The sequence below is a fragment of the Mycobacterium arosiense ATCC BAA-1401 = DSM 45069 genome, from assembly GCF_002086125.1.
GTDB classification, from domain to species: Bacteria; Actinomycetota; Actinomycetes; order Mycobacteriales; family Mycobacteriaceae; genus Mycobacterium; species Mycobacterium arosiense.
In genome coordinates, this window is sequence record NZ_MVHG01000099.1 from 1 (window position 1) to 19,540 (window position 19,540).

21 protein-coding genes and 3 pseudogenes are annotated in these 19,540 nt (G+C 65.4%); 15 read left to right on the top strand and 9 right to left on the bottom strand.

The genetic code is table 11. From position 1 onward, the window contains the following. A pseudogene (locus BST14_RS29755) lies at window positions 1–135 on the top strand (thioredoxin-disulfide reductase); the annotation flags it as partial. Window positions 136–179: 44 nt separating this feature from the next. Here BST14_RS29755 and BST14_RS24325 read toward each other — a convergent pair. Next, complete coding sequence (locus tag BST14_RS24325) at window positions 180–764, bottom strand: TetR/AcrR family transcriptional regulator (protein ID WP_083066891.1); 585 nt, start codon at window positions 762–764, stop codon at window positions 180–182. Window positions 765–849: 85 nt separating this feature from the next. Here BST14_RS24325 and BST14_RS24330 point away from each other — a divergent pair, with 85 nt between their 5' ends. Then, window positions 850–1,251, top strand: coding sequence for a nitroreductase family deazaflavin-dependent oxidoreductase (locus BST14_RS24330; protein WP_083066892.1), 402 nt, complete (start codon window positions 850–852; stop codon window positions 1,249–1,251). Window positions 1,252–1,268: 17 nt separating this feature from the next. Here BST14_RS24330 and BST14_RS24335 read toward each other — a convergent pair whose 3' ends face one another. Then, complete coding sequence (locus BST14_RS24335; RefSeq protein ID WP_083066893.1) at window positions 1,269–2,651, bottom strand: FAD-binding oxidoreductase; 1,383 nt, start codon at window positions 2,649–2,651, stop codon at window positions 1,269–1,271. A gap of 393 nt (window positions 2,652–3,044) precedes the next feature. Between BST14_RS24335 and BST14_RS24345 the strand changes: the two are divergent. The 5 genes and pseudogenes from BST14_RS24345 to BST14_RS24365 all read left to right on the top strand — a co-directional run. Continuing rightward, window positions 3,045–3,644 (top strand): annotated as a pseudogene (locus BST14_RS24345) (hypothetical protein); the annotation flags it as partial. A gap of 119 nt (window positions 3,645–3,763) precedes the next feature. After that, window positions 3,764–4,069, top strand: coding sequence for a hypothetical protein (locus BST14_RS24350; RefSeq protein ID WP_083066894.1), 306 nt, complete (start codon window positions 3,764–3,766; stop codon window positions 4,067–4,069). A 211-nt stretch (window positions 4,070–4,280) separates the two neighbouring features. Then, window positions 4,281–5,756, top strand: coding sequence for a serine/threonine-protein kinase (locus BST14_RS24355; RefSeq protein WP_083066895.1), 1,476 nt, complete (start codon window positions 4,281–4,283; stop codon window positions 5,754–5,756). A gap of 198 nt (window positions 5,757–5,954) precedes the next feature. Next, window positions 5,955–6,164 (top strand): helix-turn-helix domain-containing protein, encoded by a 210-nt coding sequence (locus BST14_RS24360; RefSeq protein ID WP_083066908.1) that lies wholly within the window; start codon window positions 5,955–5,957, stop codon window positions 6,162–6,164. Beyond that, window positions 6,161–7,387, top strand: a complete 1,227-nt coding sequence (locus tag BST14_RS24365; protein WP_083066896.1) for a type II toxin-antitoxin system HipA family toxin — start codon at window positions 6,161–6,163, stop codon at window positions 7,385–7,387. The genes BST14_RS24360 and BST14_RS24365 overlap by 4 nt, the downstream gene beginning before the upstream one ends. 14 nt (window positions 7,388–7,401) lie before the next feature. On the opposite strand, the gene BST14_RS30600 is transcribed toward BST14_RS24365, so the two are convergent. From BST14_RS30600 to BST14_RS24375, 3 genes are read right to left on the bottom strand one after another with little or no spacing between them, the layout of a single operon-like run. Further along, on the bottom strand, window positions 7,402–7,692 hold the full coding sequence (locus tag BST14_RS30600) for a hypothetical protein (RefSeq protein WP_211280805.1): 291 nt from the start codon (window positions 7,690–7,692) through the stop codon (window positions 7,402–7,404). After that, window positions 7,652–7,930, bottom strand: coding sequence for a hypothetical protein (locus tag BST14_RS30605; protein ID WP_211280806.1), 279 nt, complete (start codon window positions 7,928–7,930; stop codon window positions 7,652–7,654). Before BST14_RS30605 ends, BST14_RS30600 begins: the two co-directional genes overlap by 41 nt. Window positions 7,931–7,972: 42 nt before the next feature. Continuing rightward, a complete protein-coding gene (locus BST14_RS24375; protein ID WP_083066897.1) occupies window positions 7,973–8,464 on the bottom strand; it encodes a DUF1707 domain-containing protein in 492 nt (163 codons plus the stop codon). Between the two features lie 64 nt (window positions 8,465–8,528). On the opposite strand from BST14_RS24375, the gene BST14_RS24380 reads away from it, so the two are divergent. Next, the gene (locus tag BST14_RS24380; protein ID WP_083066898.1) at window positions 8,529–9,137 is read left to right on the top strand and encodes a TetR/AcrR family transcriptional regulator; all 609 of its coding nucleotides are present in this window, start codon (window positions 8,529–8,531) and stop codon (window positions 9,135–9,137) included. 4 nt (window positions 9,138–9,141) lie between these two features. Here BST14_RS24380 and BST14_RS24385 read toward each other — a convergent pair whose 3' ends face one another. Further along, the gene (locus BST14_RS24385) at window positions 9,142–10,410 is read right to left on the bottom strand and encodes a cytochrome P450 (protein WP_083066899.1); all 1,269 of its coding nucleotides are present in this window, start codon (window positions 10,408–10,410) and stop codon (window positions 9,142–9,144) included. A gap of 152 nt (window positions 10,411–10,562) precedes the next feature. Between BST14_RS24385 and BST14_RS24390 the strand changes: the two genes are divergently transcribed. Continuing rightward, window positions 10,563–11,015 carry a VOC family protein gene (locus BST14_RS24390; protein WP_083066900.1) on the top strand — a complete coding sequence of 151 codons (453 nt, stop codon included), beginning with the start codon at window positions 10,563–10,565 and terminating at the stop codon, window positions 11,013–11,015. Between the two features lie 340 nt (window positions 11,016–11,355). After that, the gene (locus tag BST14_RS24395; RefSeq protein ID WP_083066901.1) at window positions 11,356–14,457 is read left to right on the top strand and encodes a DEAD/DEAH box helicase; all 3,102 of its coding nucleotides are present in this window, start codon (window positions 11,356–11,358) and stop codon (window positions 14,455–14,457) included. 46 nt (window positions 14,458–14,503) lie between these two features. On the opposite strand, the pseudogene BST14_RS31180 reads toward BST14_RS24395, so the two are convergent. Next, window positions 14,504–14,635, bottom strand: a pseudogene (locus BST14_RS31180) (NUDIX hydrolase); the annotation flags it as partial. A 194-nt stretch (window positions 14,636–14,829) separates the two neighbouring features. Between BST14_RS31180 and BST14_RS24405 the strand changes: the two are divergent. The 4 genes from BST14_RS24405 to BST14_RS24420 are packed head-to-tail and all read left to right on the top strand — an operon-like array spanning window position 14,830 to window position 17,266. Continuing rightward, on the top strand, window positions 14,830–15,504 hold the full coding sequence (locus BST14_RS24405; RefSeq protein WP_142279572.1) for a C39 family peptidase: 675 nt from the start codon (window positions 14,830–14,832) through the stop codon (window positions 15,502–15,504). 29 nt (window positions 15,505–15,533) lie between these two features. Continuing rightward, window positions 15,534–16,052, top strand: a complete 519-nt coding sequence (locus BST14_RS24410) for a carboxymuconolactone decarboxylase family protein (RefSeq protein ID WP_211280807.1) — start codon at window positions 15,534–15,536, stop codon at window positions 16,050–16,052. Then, a complete protein-coding gene (locus BST14_RS24415) occupies window positions 16,049–16,609 on the top strand; it encodes a carboxymuconolactone decarboxylase family protein (protein WP_083066903.1) in 561 nt (186 codons plus the stop codon). Before BST14_RS24410 ends, BST14_RS24415 begins: the two co-directional genes overlap by 4 nt. 54 nt (window positions 16,610–16,663) lie before the next feature. Further along, window positions 16,664–17,266, top strand: a complete 603-nt coding sequence (locus BST14_RS24420; protein ID WP_083066904.1) for a TetR/AcrR family transcriptional regulator — start codon at window positions 16,664–16,666, stop codon at window positions 17,264–17,266. On the opposite strand, the gene BST14_RS24425 is transcribed toward BST14_RS24420, so the two are convergent. After that, window positions 17,246–18,415: an acyl-CoA dehydrogenase family protein gene (locus BST14_RS24425; protein WP_083066905.1), complete on the bottom strand. Its 1,170-nt coding sequence runs from the start codon at window positions 18,413–18,415 to the stop codon at window positions 17,246–17,248. The two genes, BST14_RS24420 and BST14_RS24425, sit on opposite strands and share 21 nt — an antisense overlap. Before the next feature lie 123 nt (window positions 18,416–18,538). On the opposite strand from BST14_RS24425, the gene BST14_RS24430 reads away from it, so the two are divergent. Further along, window positions 18,539–19,315, top strand: a complete 777-nt coding sequence (locus BST14_RS24430) for an Rv3717 family N-acetylmuramoyl-L-alanine amidase (RefSeq protein ID WP_083066906.1) — start codon at window positions 18,539–18,541, stop codon at window positions 19,313–19,315. Window positions 19,316–19,327: 12 nt separating this feature from the next. Here BST14_RS24430 and BST14_RS24435 read toward each other — a convergent pair. Next, the coding region (locus BST14_RS24435) for a cutinase family protein (protein WP_142279573.1) at window positions 19,328–19,540 on the bottom strand (213 nt) is incomplete at its 5' end.

Consider the following 19,540-nt stretch of genomic DNA (forward strand, 5'->3'; position numbering starts at 1 on the left):
CGCCAAGCCATCACCGCCGCGGGCAGCGGCTGCTCGGCGGCCATCGACGCCGAACGCTGGCTCGCCGACCACGAAGAAACCGACGTGGACGCGTCCGCCACGCCGGCGATCGGCCGAGAGCCGTTGCATAGCTGAGCTTTTCGGGTGGGGTGCGGTCTGCAGGACGCGGCGGAGTTCCTCTAACGGCGCGACGTGAGGTGGGCGGTAACGACGGGCGCGACCCGCGCAACGAGTTCGTCCGCCGGAGCGGACGCGATCGGCTCGACCTGAAGGACATAGCGCAAGTAGGCGATGCCCAGAAGTTGGGCCATGGCCAAATCGATACGCAGCTCGGTGTCAGACCCCGCCAGCAGCTTGGCCAACTGCGGGTACAGCTGGCCCTGAATGAACTGACGCACCAAGGCGGCCGACTCCTCGTGGGTGGCGGCACCCCGCAGGATCGCCAGTAGGGAGGCGCGGGAGTCTGGTTGCTCCCATGCCGCGAAGAACACCTGTGTCAGGCGCTTGCCGATTTCCTTGCGATCGCCGCGAGCGATGCGCTTGCCGATTTCAGCCGGGTCGAACGGCCACCCCATGGTGGACCGGAACAGCTCTGCCTTGCTGCCGAAATAGTGCCGGATCAGCGCCGGGTCGACGCCGGCGCCGGCGGCGATGTCGCGGACCGAGGTCTTGTCGTACCCGGAGTCGGCGAACAGCCGTCGCGCGGTCGCCACGATGTCGTTGCGGGTGTCGGGGTTGCCCGGCCGTCGTCCAATGGGGGCCACAATTTGTAAATTCTACAGTCGTTGACTTCCGGGTGTCCGCGCTTTAGCATGGTCGCATAAATTCTCCAAGTGAGGAGTTACGGAGATGCCAGCACCGCGATGGGTTGCCCAGTTCAACAAGATCGGCCTCAATCGATTCACCAAGTACATCGCTCCGTGGGCGCCGGGATGGGGAGTTGTCGTCCATCGCGGGCGCAAATCGGGACGCACCTTTCGGACCCCGCTGTGGGTCTTCCGCCGCCACAACGGATTTGTGATCGCGCTGACCTACGGTCCCGAAACGGATTGGGTGCGCAACGTCCTCGCCGCGGGGGGCTGCGAACTGCAGACCCGGCGGCGGCGCTACCAGCTCGGCGCGCCGATAGTGTTCCGCGACGCGAACGCGACCGACATGCCGGCGTTCATCCGCTTCATGCTGCGCAGGGTGATCAAGGCGCCGGAGTTCCTCCGGCTCGACATCGTGAGCGAATTGGCCACGGCGCGTTGAGGGTTCGACGCAGCGGGTCACGCGTCCGACGCAAACATGACGTCCGGATTGAGGATGCCCGCCGGATCAAAGCTCGCCTTGATGCGGCGCATCAGGTCGACCTTGACCGGGTCCTCGAGCTCCACAAAGTATGGGGCCTTGGCGCGGCCCAGGCCGTGTTCGCCGGAGATCGCGCCGCCCAATTCCATTGCCAGAGCGAAGATGTCGGTCAGCAGCTGCGTTCGGATCGCGGAGTCGGGGCAGAAGATGGCCAGGTGGACGTTGCCGTCGCCGGCGTGCCCGCAGCCCGCCGCGGCCGCGCCGGCCGCCGCCGCCAGACCGCGCGCGCCGGACAGGAACTTCGGCATGGCGCCGCGCGGCACGACGGCGTCGATAAGGTCGTCGGCGTTGAGCGCCTTGAGCGTCCAGAACGCCTTCTCGCGCGCCTCGATGAGCTTGCGCGCCGAGCCGCCCTCGAGCACGTAGGCGTCCACCGCGCCCAGCTCGGCGAGCAGCTCACCGGCCGTCTCGACGTCCTCGTCCAGCCGGTCGGCGGTCCGATTCTCAAGCGCCACAACCAGATACGCCTGACAGCTGTCGCGGACGGCGTCGGGCACGCCCAGCTCAAGGTTTTGGGTATGCACCAGCGCGGCCATCGTCACGCTGTCGATGTACTCGAGGATGTAGGGCGCCAGGCCGGTGGCGAGGATCTTGGGTACCGCCTCCATGACCTGGTCGAAGTCGGCGAACGGCGCGAGCACCGTGGCGGTGTGGTCGAGGCGCGGATGCAGCTTGACGGTCACCTCGGTGGCCAGGGCCAGGGTGCCCTCGGAGCCGACGATGAGCTGGGTCAGGTCGTAGCCGGTGGAAACCTTGGCGATCTTGCCGCCGGTGCGGATGAGCTCACCGGTCGGCAGCGCCGCCTGCAGCCCGAGCACGTTGTGGCGCGCGATCCCGTACTTGACCGCGCGCATGCCGCCGGCGTTGGTGCCGACGTTGCCGCCTACGCTGGACGACAGCTCGCCCGGGTGGACCATGTATCGCAGCCCGGTGCCGGCGGTCGCGTCGTCCAGTTCGGTGAGCGTTACCCCGGGTTGCACGACGGCGACCTGGTTGGTGACGTCGACATCCAGCACGGCGTTCATGCGCTCGAAGGAGATCAGCAGCCCGTCCGCGCGGGGGATCGCCGCGCCCGACAGGCCGGTCCCCGAACCGCGCGCGGTCACCGGCACCTGGTTTTCCGTTGCCGTCTTGAGTAGCTGTGCGACCTCGTCGGCGGTCGCCGGTTTGGCCAGGTACGCCGGCTTTTGTGGGGGCTTGGTCAGCACCTCGTCGTGTGCGTAGTCGTCGGAAACGGCGTCGCCCGTAAGCAGGTTGTGCTCGCCGACGATCTTCGCGAATCGCGCCGTCATGTCGGACATTGAAGGCCTCACCTTCTTACGTGCCGGCCGCCAGATTCAACGCTGAGTTAGTGAGTGGCAGGCGCGTGACGTGCAGCTTACGCTTCGGCTTGTGGGACAAATGATGCGTGCGGATGGGGCCAGCGTCCAGGCCGTGGCGACCCGTTGGGCGGCTTTGACGGACGGTTTAAACGACACGGCTGCGGCCACAGGGCTGGGATCGTCGTGGCAGCCCAGCGCGGCTGCCGTCAACGGTGCCCAGGTTGATGTCGCCGCGTTCGCCGCCGGGTTGGCGGCACGAGTAAGTGCGCGCGCCACGTGTGTGCGCCAAGCCGATACGCGTTATGGCGCCAACGAAGCTGAGTCGGCCACCGACCTCGCTGCGGTAGGCCAGTCGGTTATCAGCGTGTAGCAATGGGAGCGGTTGCACAGGCTCCTGGCTTGTCGGCGCTATTAGCCTGGCCCACAGAGCATCTCACCGAGGCGGCCGCTCACTGGGGAGACGGTGGGCGAGCGTAGCTACGGAGTGGCTCACCAGGTGTGGCGAGACGCCGCGTCGGTCGATTGGCGCGGCGAAGCTGCCGATGCGCTGCGCAATGCGACGCATGCCGACCTGCAACCACGAGTGCAGCAGTCGACCAGCTACAGGCTGCAGCCCGGGTTGGGCGAAGCGGGGCCCCGGATCTGTATGCCGCTCGCTCCCGCCCGCACTACGCGGTAGAGGATGCGCGCGCGGCAGGATTCGAGGTGGGTGAAGATCTTTCGGTCGCCGACCGCATGACCGGCGGATCGACTGCGCAGCGGGCAACCCGGCAAGCCCAAGCGCAAGCCCATGCCGGCGACATCCGCCAACGTGCCGCACAATTGGTCGCCCTGGATCAACAAGTCGCCGGCAAGGTCACCGCCGCCATGGCCGGAATCCGCCATACATTCCCGGAAAACCCAACCCAGGTGGATCCTCTGCCTGCGCGCAACGGTCACATCCAAGCTGTCGATCGCAGCTGGAAACAAGATGGCGGCGACGGTGATGCGAACGCCGGGTCTATCGGCGGCCCTAGCGGTGACGATTGTGTAGCGCTCAAGATCGACTGCGTACTCGGCTGTTATCTGATGCCGTGGGAAACTGCCTGCCGATGGCGCACGTCACCTCGGTCATGAGACGTGAACAACTCGCCGACACTGTTGCTGGTCAGCAGGACGTGGTGCTGCGCACAATTCGGTCTTTGCTCGACGATGGCCTGATGAAGATCGGAGAGATACTCGGTGCTTCCGACGAACGAGTCGTGCCCTGGAATCTTTCGATCGACGCCGCCATGGACCACGTCTACGACCTCTTCGTCGGCCACTATGACGAACCCACGCTGTGGGATCTGACGATATGGCTCGAACTAACGCCCGAGGGCGAACGACTAGCTAAGTCGCTAAGACAGGGCGAATAACGCGACGGTCCGAGAGCGTCATCCTGGCGTCGCTGCCACTAGGGTGGGGCTGGCGCAGCTTCGTGTAGGCCGGTCCTGCGGGTCGGCCGGGCGGCAATAGCGGCCGCCAGGGTGTCTCGACGTAGCGACACGCGTGAGGCTGCGCACGTTACGTCGGCGGCCGATTGGGGAACCCGCCGCCTGAACCGTCTCAAGCAGAAAGGATCGTTCGTTGACCTCCTCGTCCCGCGGTTCGCGGCTCGGTACCCGGTTCGGGCCGTACGAGCTGCGATCACTGATCGGCACCGGGGCCATGGGCGAGGTCTACCGCGCGTACGACACGGTTAAGGACCGGATGGTCGCGCTCAAGCTGTTACGCGGCGATATGGCCGCGGACCCTGGCTTCCAGCAACGCCTTTGGCGCGAGTGCCGGAATCTGACGCGGCTACAGGAGCCGCACGTCATTTCGCTGCATGACTTCGGCGAGATCGACGGCGTGCCCTACATCGACATGCACCTGGTCGACGACGGAGGCAGCCTCAAGGACCTGCTGCGTGAGCAGGGCGGGCTGGAGCCCTCGCGGGCGGCGTCGATCACCGCGCAGGTGGCCCGCGCCCTGGACGCCGCGCACGCCGCCGGGGTGGTGAACCTCGACGTCAAGCCCGAGAACATCCTGCTGACCCACGACCACTTCACCTACCTCGCCGACTTCGGCATCGCCCAGGCCGCCGGCGACGAAAAGCTCTCGCGCACCTACATGGCGCCCGAGCGATTCACCACCGGGCGCGTCGGGCCGCAGACCGACATCTACTCGTTGACGTGCGTGCTCTACGAATGCCTCACCGGTCAGCCGCCATTCGAGAGCGAGGACGCGGGGGAGCTGAAGCGCGCGCACATGCTGTCGCCGCCACCCCGGCCCAGCATCATGCGCCGCGGTGTGGGCCGCGACTACGACGACATCATCGCCCGGGGCATGGCCAAACACGGCGCGGCGCGGTTCGCATCCGCCGGTGAGCTTGCGCGGGCCGCCAGTGACGCGGTGTTCGCGGCCTACGAGCACCCGGTGGGTGTGGGCGCCGGGCGAAGCGACCCCCCGAAGACGAAGCCGTTGCCCATGGTCACTCCCGCTGAGCCGGACGCCGGCCCGAAGCCGCCTGTCGCGCCCGGACCGTCACGGCGTTGGCCGGCGGCCGGCCGCATGCCGGTCGTGGTGACCGCGGTCGCGGCGGTCATGTTGATCGTCGGATTGGTGTTGTCGGTGAAAACCGTTGTCGGCACCCATCACAAGGGTTCAACCTCGGCGGCGCCGTCGACGGCGCGGGCGGCCGCACCCCCGGCGTCGACGACTCCGCCGCCACCGCTGACGCCGACACTCTCGCGTCCGGTGAAGGGCGCCGACGGGTTGGGGTTCGTCGGCGAGACGGCGCGCTGCGACCCGGGCAATCCGCCGGCCGCCGTGTTGCGCACCGCCAAGTCGCTTGCGGTGGTGTGCCAAAACCTCAGCGGGACCTATTATTACCGCGGCGAGCGGATTCGCGACGGCGCCCACATCGAGCTTTCCAATGCCGAGCGGGTCGAGGACGGTTTCGACGTCACCAACCCGGTCGACGGCGTCGTCTACGAGGTGCGACCGTACCGGCTGCGGATCATCAGCTTCGGCCACGTCGATTCTTCCGAACCCGTGCTGCAGTACGCCACGGCCACGTAATCACCGCGCGCGCAGAAGGTTTCGGCGCGGCCGGCGAGTGCAACGGGTAAACCGTCTGCCACGCTTAAGCTTGAAAAATAATGCATAGACGGTTGACAGGCGCCAGTCCGCCAGCGCATGCTATTTATGCAGGTGATTCCAAGCATAAGGATTGAGGTGGCAACTCCTAGAAGGACCAGCCCGCGCCTGGACAACTCTATGCCTGATATAGCACGCATAGGGCGGGATTTCGCGGAACGGCGAGTCGCGCTGCGCCTCACCCAGCAGACCTTGGCCGACTTGGCCGGCGTCTCGCGCTCCAGCGTCCAGTCACTCGAACGGGGAAGCGGCGCGGTCAAGTTCGGGTCCGTCGTCCAGATCGCCGAGGTCCTCGGCATGCACATCGACGTGAGCGCAGCGGCTGAATGACCAGATCCCGCCTCGATCTACGGGACGTCACCGAGGCTGACGTGTATATCGGCGAAGATCTCGCTGCTCGTCTGACTCGCGAAAGCTCGGACACGATCAGCTTCGATTACACGGCTGACCACCGTGCCGCCAAATCGAGTATTCGGGAACGATCGGTGTCGTGGTCGCTACTTCGGTCCGGCAAATATCCCGTCGTCACCGCGGGAGGGGCCGTTCCGCCGTTCTTTGCGGGGCTTCTTCCCGAGGGGGTCCGACTAGGCGTGGTGACGTCGTCGACGAAAACCTCGGCCGACGACCACCTCACGTTGTTGCTGGCGATCGGCGCGGACACTATCGGCAATGTTCGAGTCGTGCCGGCGGGTGCCGCACCGGCTCGGCCACTGCCGATGTTTGAGCCCAAGCGCGACAACAATTTTCGTGCCGTATTCGCACGGTTGACAGGTTCGGTCGACGCAGACCCCGTGGGCCTGGCCGGAGTACAGCCGAAAGTCAGCGCGGCGATGCTGTCAGCACCGGCTCAAACCCGTTCCGGGCCGGCGATACTCAAGCTCAATCCCGTTCAGTATCCGCTGATCGTCGAGAACGAGCACTTCTTCATGACGATGGCCGCGGCGTGCGGGCTTCGCGTCGCCCCGACGTCGCTGCTGCACGACGACGAGGGGGGTAGTGCCTTGCTGGTGACCCGATTCGACCGGGGAGGTGCGACGCGAATCGCCCAAGAGGACGCATGCCAGGTCGCCGGAATGTATCCCGCGTCGAAGTACCGCATCAAAACCGAGACCGCGATTACAGCGCTTGCCGATGCGTGTGGACGGGGCGGCGGGTCCAAGCTAGCCACTGTCCTCGAATTGCTGAAAGTCGTTGTTTTTTCTTGGCTTATCGGCAACGGCGACCTGCATGGTAAGAACCTGTCGATCTACAACCCAGATGGTGTCTGGCAAGCCACACCCGCGTACGACCTGCTCTGCACCCAGCCTTATATGCGCTGGCGCGATCCCATGGCGCTCGATCTTTATGGCCGCGCGAACCGGCTCACTCGCGGCGACTTCCTGGATGCCGCCGAGCGCCTTGGGCTACGGCCACGCGCGATCACACGGATGATCGACGCGATTGTCGATGCGGCACACGATTGGCCAGAGAAATGCGGTGAAATCGGTTTCGATGAGCGCCAAACCGAACTCCTCGCGCAGATGCTGCGGAAGAGGATCGATAGCCTGCGATAGGCCAACGGCCTGCGTCAGGTCCGCGGGCCCCAGCCTGGCTGCAAAGGCGGCAAATCGCTCAGCGCGGGATCCGGCGGCATGTTTCCGTCGCCGTCATCGTCAATCCACCGGCGCCCGTACTGGTCGGGGATGTCGCCCCAACCCCAATACGGAAGCGGAGATTTCGGCACAATCCCCAATTCGTCTTCGGGATCGATCAGTTCAGACCCCACCGTGCACAGATGGGTCCAACCCTCGCCGAAGTCGAACTCGTAAACGAATTGCTCACCTAATGCCAGCGTGGACAGCTTTGTCGTACCCGGCATCCAGGATGCCCTGTCCGAAGTCGTCGAACTCAGGTTGACCAATCACGCGGCCGTTGCCTAATTCGAATTTGAAGAGGTGCGAGCGATCCCAACGGGCGAAGGCGGTGTCGATCGCCTCGGCGAGGTGGCTAAATCGCTGGGTCCGGCTGGCGGCAAAGACCCTGCCCGGTCGCGGCCAGTAGTCCTCGCCGCGACCGCTGATCAGATCGACCCTGATCGACAACCATGTTCGCGCCATGACTAGCCATAGTGGCGGCAGACGCCGTTGGGGCGCAAGGGGTCACCACGGACGCGGGGCCCCTCGGCACCAGGCGGGCGCCAAGATGGCCGAAAGGACTGGCTGCCAACGGTTCTCGTTGACGCGTGGTATGGACGCGGCGTGGCCGACGAGTCCGATACCCGCGCCGAGGATGGGCCAGATCGGCCAGAAATAGGATGCTTCGGTGGTCAGGGCGACGGCCGCCCACACGGTGAGCACGATGGCCACCATGGTGAGGTACACGGCGAGGTGAGCGCGCACGCCGCGGCGTGCTGCGGCGACGCGAGCGGCACGCCGGCGCGGGTCGTGGCGCCGGATGCGATCGAGCGGCAGGTCGGCGAGGAGTTCGTGCAGTTCTTGGGCGGTGTGCGTCTGGAACACCGTTTGCAGCCGTCGGTCGTACTCGTCGACCTGCAGGTATCCCTGGGCGAACGCCTGGCCGAGCAGATCGGCCGCCTTCTCCCGGTCGCGGGTGCCAACGAGCCTGGTTGGGGTCTCATGCAGATTGGACATGTCATCTCCCCTGGTCGCCAATGTGAATAGCCTTAACATAACCGATAATGTTAATGTCGTCAACATGGCAGCGCAGCGGTCGGCCGTCCGGCGGCGTCAGAGCTATCACCACGGCGATCTCAAGCGGGCGCTGACCAGCGCCGCGCTCTCGCTGGTGGCCGAGAAGGGGCCGAAGGGGTTCACCCTCACCGAGGCGGCCCGGCGCGCCGGGGTCAGCGCCGCGGCGCCGTACCGGCATTTCGCCGACAAGGCCGAGCTGCTGGCCGCCGTCGCCGAGCAGGGCTTTCAGCAGTTGCACGCCGACCTGGCCGCGGCTGCCGAGCGCGCTGAAGATCCGAAGGAGCGGGTGATCGAGCTCGGCCGGGCCTATGTGCGATGGGCCATCGCCCACCCCGATCACTATCAGGTGATGTTCGGCGCGGAGTCGCTGAAGGCCGAGCGGCCGGGCATGGCGATGGCCGGCGAGCAGGCGTTCGGCGACCTGCTCGACGCCATCACCAAGTGCCAGGAGGCGGGGATCGTCGAGGGCCGGGATCCGCGAGAGGTGGCCGCGCCGCTCTGGTCGCTGGTGCACGGCATCGCATCGCTGGCCATCGGCGGCCAACTGGGCGCGGTCGGGATCGTTCAAGCCCCCGATGAGATCATCGCGGGTGTTGTGGCGCAAGTGCTTTGACCGATCACCACGGTCGTTCGGTTTCCCGGCTGGCGCCGGGCGTGAAGGTGACCGGGAGTTTGCCCAGCCCGGTCATGTTCGGGTTGCCCAAGTATTGGTGGACGTTTTCGACGTCGACCTCGTAGTCGGGGATGCGGTCGAGGACGGCCTTGACCATCACGGCGGACATCAGCCGGGCCAGGTGCGAGCCGATGCAGCGGTGCGGGCCCAGTCCGAAGGCGACGTGGCGGTTGGGGGTGCGATCGAGGATAATCTCGTCGGGCCGGTCGAACTCGTTTTCGTCGTGGTTGGCCGACAGCCAGCTGATGACGACTTTGTCATTTTTGCGTAGGCGTTGCCCGGCGAACACGACGTCGTGAGTGACTGTGCGGCTGAGGGTTTGGTTGACGGAGAAGTAGCGCAGGAATTCGTCGGTGGCGGTGCGGTGGAGCTCTGGGTGGTCGATCAGTTGTTGTCGGAGGTCGGGGTGGGTGCCCAGGTGCAGCAGGGTCAGCGCGGTTTGGGAGGTGGTGGTGTCGACGCCGCCGCCGATGAGGTTCCACAGGATGTTGAGCAGTTGTTCGTCGGTGAGGCGCTGGCCGTCGAATTCGAACTGAATGAGGAAGCTGGTCAGGTCTTCTCGGGCGTCGGCCCGTCGGTTGGCGGCGAACTCGAGGACCTCTTGCATCATGGCGGGCACTTTGGCGATCGCGGCGGCGTACTCGTCGCTGTCCTGGGAGACGGCCATGACGGAGTGAAAGAGGTTGGCGTATAAGTGCCAATTGTCGTAGGGCAGGCCCATCAGCTTCATGGTCAGGATGGCCGGGACCGGGCTGGCGTAGTCGAGCACCAGGTCCATGTGCCCCTCGGTGATGTGTTGGTCGAGGAACCAGTGGGCGGATTGCTCCATGAACGGCTTGAGTTTTTCGACGGCGCCGGGGGAGAAGAACGGCGCCAGCGCGTGCCGTAGCGCTTGGTGATAGGGGCCGTCGACCTCGCCGATGCCCAGGGCCGGCTGGCCGTCGGGGCGCGGGACGCCCATCTCGCCTTGGTAGTCGACGCCGTCTGCGGCGTCGGGTTCGTATTTGTGGGCGAAAGTGTCGCCGTCGCGGGCGGTTTGGCTGACGGCGTCGTAGCTGCTGAGGAACCAGAACCCGCCGTAGTTCTCGTTCCACGCCACGGGACATCGCTGCCGCAGGTCGGCGTTGACGGCCAGCTCGTTGAGGTTGAACGCATCGGAATGATGGTCGAAGTCAACGACCGCGTCAGCGCTGACGTTCGGACGTGTGGCCATCGAAAAGCCCTCCAACGGAAGGTGATGTGCGTATTCGGCGGTGCGCTTATTGGTTATCTTTGCATTATTGCGCTTTTAAGCTGGGCGGCGGAAGCGGTCTGCAGGTCGGCAGCCGTGACCGCTTGGGCCCGATTTGCTGCGGAAAGGTTGACATGACGAGCCATCGGACGGTTTTCAATCACGTTGGGTTATGCGTCGCCGATCGTGAGCGGTCGCGCCGCTTCTACGAGGGCCTGCTGGGGTTCCAGTTCTGGTGGGAACTCGATCCGCCCGACAGCCCGACGTCCCGGCTGGTGGGTTTGCCCGAGCCGCTCGGCGTGCATGCGACGTATCTAGTGCGCGATGGCTTGGTGCTCGAGCTCATGGACTACTCGAAGCGTCAGGTTCATGCCGGCTCTGAGCGGGTTATGGATCAGATCGGGCTGACGCACATCTCATTTTCGGTGTCCGATCTTCCCGGGGTGCTGGCTCGGGTGGCGGAGTTCGGGGGAGAAGTGGTTGAGGCGTCGGTGGGTGAGGCGATGGCAATGATCCGGGATCCGGATGGGCAGTTGTTGGAGTTGCTGTCGGACGGGTGGTTGGCGGCGTTGCCGGCGAGGCCGTAGTTCGCTCGCCGGTCGGTCGTTCCAAGAGCGGTCAGGTCTGGTACGACAGGGCGGTGTAGTCACTGCCCGATCAGATGATGTCGCCGCCCTCGGTGGCGCTCCCGTTGAAATGATTCCGGGTCTGGCGATGTGGGCGACAGTAGCAATACAGCCGCGCAGCCAGCGGCTGACAAGCAGTAAGAATCAGATTTTGTTGCCCCACAACCATATCGAATTGGCCGCAGCCCCCTCGGCGGCCCCGCGGTGGGCCACCTTGGGCAGGTATTCCGGCAGCCCGCCTCATTTCCAAAACTGAGCGCATTCAACCTCGTCCGTCAAAGATGTTCGCTACGCTCCGGACGTGCAAGAGGGCCTCTACGAATCGTTGCTGACAAAACAGTTGCACCAGGAGCTCGGTCAGCGAGCCGATTTACATCCCGAAATCAACTCGGTCGACGAAGGTGAACAGCCGCTAACGGTTGCGCGGCATCTCACGCCGCTCATCGAGCGTTCGCTTCGAGCCGCGCCGACGCCGCAAGATCGCGCCGAACTGGTGCACAAGATCCTGGCCGTGCTGCCTGACCCCGGTTCGACTCACGAGGCGCTTCATCAACGCGAACCCGGGAAAATCGAGCGGCTCGATGAGGTGGTGGCGGCGAACCGGCTCGGCGTGACTCGTCTGCCTCGGCCCGCGACTCCGTTGTCGGACACGGCGCTGATGACCAATGCGCACAACGAACCGACTTTGGCCGCGGAGTTGCGCGCCGAACTCGCCAGCGCCGATCAGGTGGACCTGTTGTGTGCGTTCGTCAAGTGGCAGGGTCTGCGGCTACTGGAAGAGGAACTCAACGAGCTGCGCCGGCGTGGGGTGCCGTTGCGAGTCATCACGACGACCTACCTCGGCGCCACCGACGCGCGTGCGCTTGATTCTTTGGTTGAGGACTTCGGCGCGCAGGTACGGGTTAATTACGAAACCCAACGCACCCGGCTGCACGCCAAAGCATGGTTGCTGCGTCGTAACACCGGCTTCCATACCGGCTATGTGGGGTCGAGCAACCTGTCGCACGCCGCGCTGGTCGACGGGCTCGAGTGGAACGTGCGGCTCTCGGCGGTGTCGACACCGCATCTGCTAGAGAAATTCCGCGTGACCTTTGACTCTTATTGGGAGAACCGCGAATTCGAAGCCTATCTGCCACCGTCGGACGGGGAAAAGCTGCGGGCGGCGCTGGAAGTTGCCGCCGGTCGAGGTGAACGCGACCGGCTCACAGGAACGCTGTCGGGTCTGGAGGTGCATGCCAAGCCATTCCAGGCCGAGATACTCGAGGAACTCGACGGTGAACGGGTCTTGCACGACCGGCACCGGAACTTGATCGTGGCGGCCACCGGGACGGGCAAGACGGTGGTCGCCGCGCTGGATTATCGCCGCCTGGTGCGCGAAACTTATGGCCGCGATTTGACCTTACTGTTCGTGGCCCACCGCAAGGAGATCCTCACGCACGCACGCCGCATGTATCAAGAGGTGCTGACCGAGCCAACTTTCGGCGAGTTCCTGGTGGGCGGCGATCAGCCTTCCAGGTGGCGGCATGTTTTCGCAAGCGTCCAGTCGTTGTCCCCGGAACGACTTGCGACCATCGAGCCCAATCACTTCGACGTGGTAATTGTCGACGAGTTCCACCACGCCGAAGCCTCGTCCTATCGGCGGTTGCTCGACCATGTGAGACCCATCGAACTATTGGGGCTAACTGCAACGCCCGAGCGCGGCGACGGTGTGGACGTCCGAGAATTTTTCGACTGGCGAGTGGCTGCCGAACTTCGACTCTGGGAAGCGCTCGAACAGCACCTGTTGTGCCCGTTTCACTACTTCGGAATCTACGACGGGGTGGATCTGGGCGATTTGCAGTGGAGACGTGACGGATACGACCTGGCGGCCCTGAGCAAGCTCTACACTGGCAACGACGCACGCGTGCGCGTTGTTCTCAAGGAACTCCGCGACAAGGTGGCCGACGTTTCCGCGATGCGTGCCCTCGGTTTCTGCGTCAGCATCGATCACGCTCGCTACATGGCGGATCGGTTTGTCGCTGCGAATATTCCGGCCCGCGCCGTGTCGGCGGATACGCTGCCCGCTGAACGCCAGGAAGCACTGAAAGCACTGCGCAACAGGGAGATCAATGTGCTGTTCGCAGTCGACCTGTTCAACGAAGGCCTCGACATCCCCGAGGTCGATACCGTGCTGTTTCTGCGGCCGACCGAAAGTGCCACAGTCTTCTTGCAGCAACTCGGCCGAGGTCTGCGATTGACCGAGGGCAAAACGGTGCTCACCGCCTTGGACTTCGTTGGGCACCAACGCCGTGAGTTTCGCTTCGACCAACGGTTTTGCGCACTGACAGGGCTTGGCCGCAAACAACTGATGCGGCAAGTAGAGCAGGGCTTTCCGTTCCTGCCATCGGGAAGCCAGATCGTGCTGGACTCGGTTTCGCGGGAGCTGGTGCTGGACAACATCCGCCAGCAGTTGGCGCCCCGCTGGGCGGCGCTGGTGGCCGAGGTGCACGCCCATCCCAGCACCGATCTCCGCTCGTATCTCGATGCTTCTGGTCGCGGTCTCGAAGACGTGCTGCGCACCGGTCGGTCGTGGACCACGTTGTGCCGCGATGCCGGCAAAGCTGTGGCCGACGTCGGCCCACGGGAGCGAGACCTCATCAAACGTGTTCGCGCACTCGCCCATGTCGATGACCGAAGGCGTGCCACAGCTTATCCTGCCGTCTTGACTGGGAGCGCGCAGCTGGCGGACCCAGCCGATAAGCGGCTTGCCGAGATGCTCTTCTTCTCACTGTTTCCTAACGGAGGCGGATTCGACAGCGTGGCAGCAGGACTTGCGTCCCTAACGAACGAACCTGCGGTCGACGAGATGCATCAGGTCATCGACATCGCCTTCGACAGCGCACGGCGCACTACCTATGCGCTGAAGGAGTTCGCTCCCGATCTGGCCGGTGTGCCACTTGCCGTGCATGCCAGCTACTCACGTGAGGAAATCCTGGCTGCCCTCGGGTTCGCGACGTTGGGGCGTACACCAAGCACCATGCGCGAAGGCGTCGCCTGGTGTGAGTCGGCCAACGCCGACGCCTTCCTGATCACCCTTAAGAAGACGGAAACCGACTACTCACCAACCACGATGTACCGCGACTACGCGCTGAGCCCAACGCTCTTTCACTGGGAATCGCAATCGACGACGTCCTCGGCATCGCCCACCGGGCAGCGCTACATCCACCACCGCCAGCGCGGTTCCCACATCTTGCTGTTCGTGCGCGAGGCAAAGAGCAACGCGTTGGGTACATCGCCATACGTGTTTCTGGGACCGGCCGAATATGTGTCGCATGAAGGAGACCGGCCGATGGCGATCACCTGGCGGATGCGGCACCCGATGCCGATGGATGTGTTCATGGCATCCAGAGCGGCCGTTGCCTAATAGCAGTGGTGCGCACTGCGTCTGCAGCGAGGTCAAAGAAACACCGTCATAGCCCTGGCCGACGAAACGATTCGGCGGGACGGCCCCTGAGCCTCCTGAACGTCCTGCCGGTCGCGATGAGGCGCGGCTCCATCGTGCGCCTGAATGAGTCGCGCTGGAGGAATGCCCCAGCAACGGCGCATCCGGGTGGCTCGCCGATGATCCCGAGTCAATGCAAGTGGCCGGGTTAACAGGAACCGTCCTTTCTTGGGTTTCACAGCCATAACCACCCGCGCGTCGTTGCCGAATTCCCACGAAGTCTCTGTTAAATATCCGTTCAAGGCCACATCTGAGCCTCTACACGCCGCTGCGGCGGTTCGAGAACGGGCGCCTATGACGAGCACCTTGCGGGCAAAGGTCGCCACCGCCGCGCAAACCCTTGGCCGGGCCCTTCTGTTGTCCGCCACCGCAGCAGCGTCGCCGGTGCTGTTGGCCGCCGGGGTGCACGCCAACCCGGGCGCTCCCGTCCCCGACGCCGATTATGAGGCGGCAATGTTTGGCGATCCCGTCGCCGCCGCGCCCTACTGGCGCCGGCAACACGGGTCTGACTGCGGAGAAATGGCGGTGGCCGACGTGGTCGGCCAGATGACGGGACGCGAGCCCACCGAGCAGCAGATGATCGCGTTGGCCGAAACCACGCCGAGCGCAACGGGTCACGGGCCGATCTGGAAGCCCTTGGGCAATACCGACATCGCCGACCTTCCGGTCCTGCTGTGGCACTACTGGATCAGAGCCGGCAACATCCAGACCAACACCGTCGCCCTGGCGCGCAAACTCGGGGAGAACCACAAAGTCATCGTCATACTCAATGCCGAGACAATCTGGAACCGGCCCGGGAAGCGATACTCTGCCAACCACTTCGTGGTGGTCACCGGAATCGACAGCAAGACCGGTGTGGTGCACCTTAACGACAGCGGCATCGATACCGGTCGGGATGAGCGGATTCCCCTCGCCACCTTCGAGCAGGCGTGGGCCCCTAACTACAACTCGGCGATCGTGACCAAGTGACGGTCGGTGCACGAGAAAGGACCTCGGCGATGACGCGAATGCCTCTGGCCAACGCGGACGAGCAACCCGAACATATCCGGCAGCTCCTCGCCCGTCCCGACACCCTCGACGTGCTACGACTGATCGCCAACGCGCCCAACATCTTTGACGGATGGGCGCAGATGGCCGGCCAGCTATTCGAAAGCCCTACGTTCACCCCGCGGATGCGGGAAGTGATCATCCTGCGGGTGGCCCATTTGCAGAATTCGCCCTACGAACTGGCCCAGCACAAAGACTTCGCCCGCACCGCGGGGCTCACCGACCTCCAGATCGACGCCCTGCTCGGCAAGGGGGACCTGGACGCGGCCGGCTTCACCGGCGACGAACGCACCGTCATCGACACCGTCACCGAGCTGTGCACCACCCACCGGCTCGGTGACGACACCTTCGCCACCGCCCAGGCCCTGCTCGGCGACGAGGCGCTCACCGAACTGCTGATGATCGTCAGCTGCTACTACGGCCTGGCGCTGGTACTCAACGCCGTCGACCTCGACATCGACACCAAATGACCCGCATCCCGTACCGTGACCCCGAGGAGATGCCCGAACTCGCCCGCGAATTGACCGCGCGGCGGGGCAATCTCAACGTCTACCGCGCGCTGGCCAACGCCGAGAAGGTGTTTACCGCGTGGATGGTCGCCGGCGACGCCGCCCTGAGCAGCCCGGTGCTTTCCCGAAGGCTGCGCGAACTGATCGTGCTGCGCACCGCTTATCTGATGGACTGCGCCTACGAACTCGGCCAACACAAAGACGTCGCACAAACGGTCGGGGTCGACGCCGCCACCATCGAGGCCATCACCTCCGAAGCCGGCTGGCAAACAATCGGGTTCGACGCCACCGAGTTGGCCATCCTGCACCTGACGACCGAACTGCTGACCACCCGCCGCGTCGCCGAACCGCTTTTCCAAACAGTGCACGCGGCCCTGGGCTCGGAGGCCACCGTCGAAGCGCTGATGGTCATCGGCCGCTACGCGGGCCTGGCGCTGATGCTCAACGCGCTCGACGTGGACATCGATGAGACCGCGCGCCTGCCCGTTCCGCCCACCCGCCGGGAGGAAAGTAGTTAGCGAGATTGCCTAATCTTCCCTCCGGCCAGCAACGACTCCCGTAATGTCCATGGTGTGGTGGAGCGCAAGCAGCCGTCGACCCGCCTGTCAGCCGAAGACTGGCTCGAGGTCGGTTACACCGTTCTTGCCCACGAAGGAGTGCGCGCACTCAAGGTCGAACGCCTCTGCCAGCAGGCGGGCGTCACCCGCGGCAGCTTCTACTGGCATTTTGAGGACATCGAGCGGTATCGGGCCGCGCTGGTCGAGTCGTGGAACAAATTCCTGGAACGCGACCGTCAGACGCTCTCGGAGCTCAACGCGCTGCCGCCCCGGGAGCGACTGTCGGCGCTGACCGAAACGCTGGTCAGTCCCAAATACTGGGTGCTCGAGCGGGCGATGCGCGAATGGGCCCGCCTGGACCCGGTGGCCGCCGAAAATATCCGCGCCGCCGACCGACTGCTGCTTCGCACCGTGATAAAGGCTTACTGCGACTACGGTTTGAGCTACGAGGACGCCAAACTGCGCGCCGAATTGACCTTCGCCGCCGGGATCGGCCTGCTGCACCTCACGAGCTCGGCCGAACAGGCCCGAGCGGTGGCCCAACGAGAACGAGTCCTGGCCGTGATGCTGGGCGAGTCGGGGACGGAGCACGTCGAATCAGATCATGGCGATGGGTGAGATCTTCGCGCCAATCGCCAACGCCCCGGCCAACTCTCGACTTGTGTCGTAGTCGAACACCACGTGTCCCGCGGCGATGTCCACGTCACGCCTGGCGCGCTGCAGTGGGCTCGACAGAAAGTGGGCGCTGGCGCCCGCGGCCTCCATGAGATCGGCGATGATCGCCCGACTTTCGTGCACGGTGCGCGCGGCGGCCAGCCGCGCCTCGGCCCGCACCGACCGGCTCACCCGTTCGCCTCTGACGACGATCGCCTCGATGTCGTCGGCGGTCTGAGCCACCAATGCCCGCAGTGAGCTCAGCCGCACCCGGGCCTCGCCCAGCCTGATCTGCGCGGCGGGCTGATCTTTTTGCGCCACCCCGCTGTAAGCCAGCACGCGCTCGCCGAGCCGTTCGGCGAAGAGTTCGGTCACCCGCTCCGCGGTCCCGAGCACGGGCATCGCCGCCGTCAGCGCCAGCGCCGGAACCATCGGCCACCGGTAGGTCGCGACCCCGTGCTCGCGCGCGCCCGGCGCCGTCCCACCGTAGATGTCGGCCACGGCGACCACTCGGTGCGCCGGGACCACAACGTCGGTGACGACGAGATCGTGCGAACCGGTGCCGCGCATGCCGGCCGTCTGCCAGGTGTCTACGACCTCGACCTGGTCGGCGGGCAGCACGACGAGCACCGGATCGATACGGTCCTCACGTTCGACGAGCGCGCCGACGATCATCCAATCGGCATCCATCGCCCCCGTCGCCCACGACCACCTGCCGGTCAGGCGGACGCCGCCGTCGGCCGGCACTGCCCGGCCGGTGGGGGCCAGGGGAGCCGGCGCCAGCACGGGGCCGGAGGCGAAGACTTCGTCCTGAACGCACGGATCGAACAGCGACAGCAGCCAGTTGTGCAGCGCGTAGAAGCCCAGGGTCCAGGCGCTCGACGCGCAACCGTGCGCCATCCGTCGAATCGGTTGCAGCAGTTCGGGAAACGAGGCTTGCAGGCCGCCGAACCGGGCCGGCAACAGCAACCGGAACAGGTCGGTCTGGCGGAATTCGCTGATCGTGGCCGCGGGCAGGCGCCGCGATCGCTCGGCCTCCTCGGCGCGATCGGCCAGCCGGGCGACGAATTCGTCGGTGACGCCGTACAGCGGTTGGCTTTCGACCACGGGCATGCCCCAGACCGTAACATACTTTTTAGTACGGTAGATCAGGACCGTTGTGCGCCGCGATGTTTCGCGGGTGCACCACTCGCCTCGGCATCCAAAACCTCGCGAGCCGGTTGCTACCATCGCGCGGTGAGCGATCGCCCGGCCGGGCTGCGATGCATCGCACGCCGCGACGTCCTGAGGGTCGCCGGTGTGATGCCGGCGATCGCGGCTGCCGCGCTACTGCCCAGCCCGCGGGCAACCGCCGGAGTGGCCGGGATGTCCGTCTTCCTCGACCCGGGCCACAACGCCGTCAACGACGCGTCGATCAACCAGCAGGTCCCCAACGGCCGCGGCGGCACCAAGCCGTGTCAAACGTCGGGCGCGGCCGCCGACGACGGGTATCCCGAGCATGCGTTCACCTGGGCGGTGGTGGGGCTGATCAACGATGCGCTGAACCAGATGGGCGTTCGCACGCAGCTGTCCCGCGATAGCGACAGCGGCGTCGGGCCGTGCATCGACCAGCGCGCGGCCGCGGCCAACGCCCTGCGCCCGGACGCCATCGTGAGCATCCACGCCGACGGCGGGCCGCCATCCGGCAGCGGATTCCACGTCAACTACTCAAGCCCGCCGCTCGGCGACGTCCAAGCCGGGCCCGCCGTGCAGCTGGCGCATGCGATGCGGGAAGCCCTGATCCAGTCCGGCTTTCAGCCGGCCAACTACATCGGCTCCGACGGCCTGTACGGCCGCGACGACCTGGCCGGGCTGAACCTGGCCCAGTATCCCGCGGTTTTAGTCGAACTCGGCAACATGAAAAACGCCGGCGACCTCGCGCGGATGGAAAATCCGGACGGCCGCGCGAAATACGCGGCCGCAATCACCCAGGGCATAGTCGCGTTTTTGAACGCCAAAGGCGCGACCGGCTAGCCCCGCGACTGCTCAGTCGCCGAACCCGGCCGGAGGCGCCGCGGCCGGAGCCGGCCCGCCCAGGTCCAGGTGGCTGGAGGCGAACGCGACTCCCTTGTCGATCATCGCGCCGTCGTCGGCGTAGGTGTCGTGCGCGGCGAAGTTGAGGCCGTCGGAGCAGACGGGGTCTTCGGTGGCGCACACCTTGATGGTCTTGTCTTGGTAGAGCGGGCCGATTTCCACCGG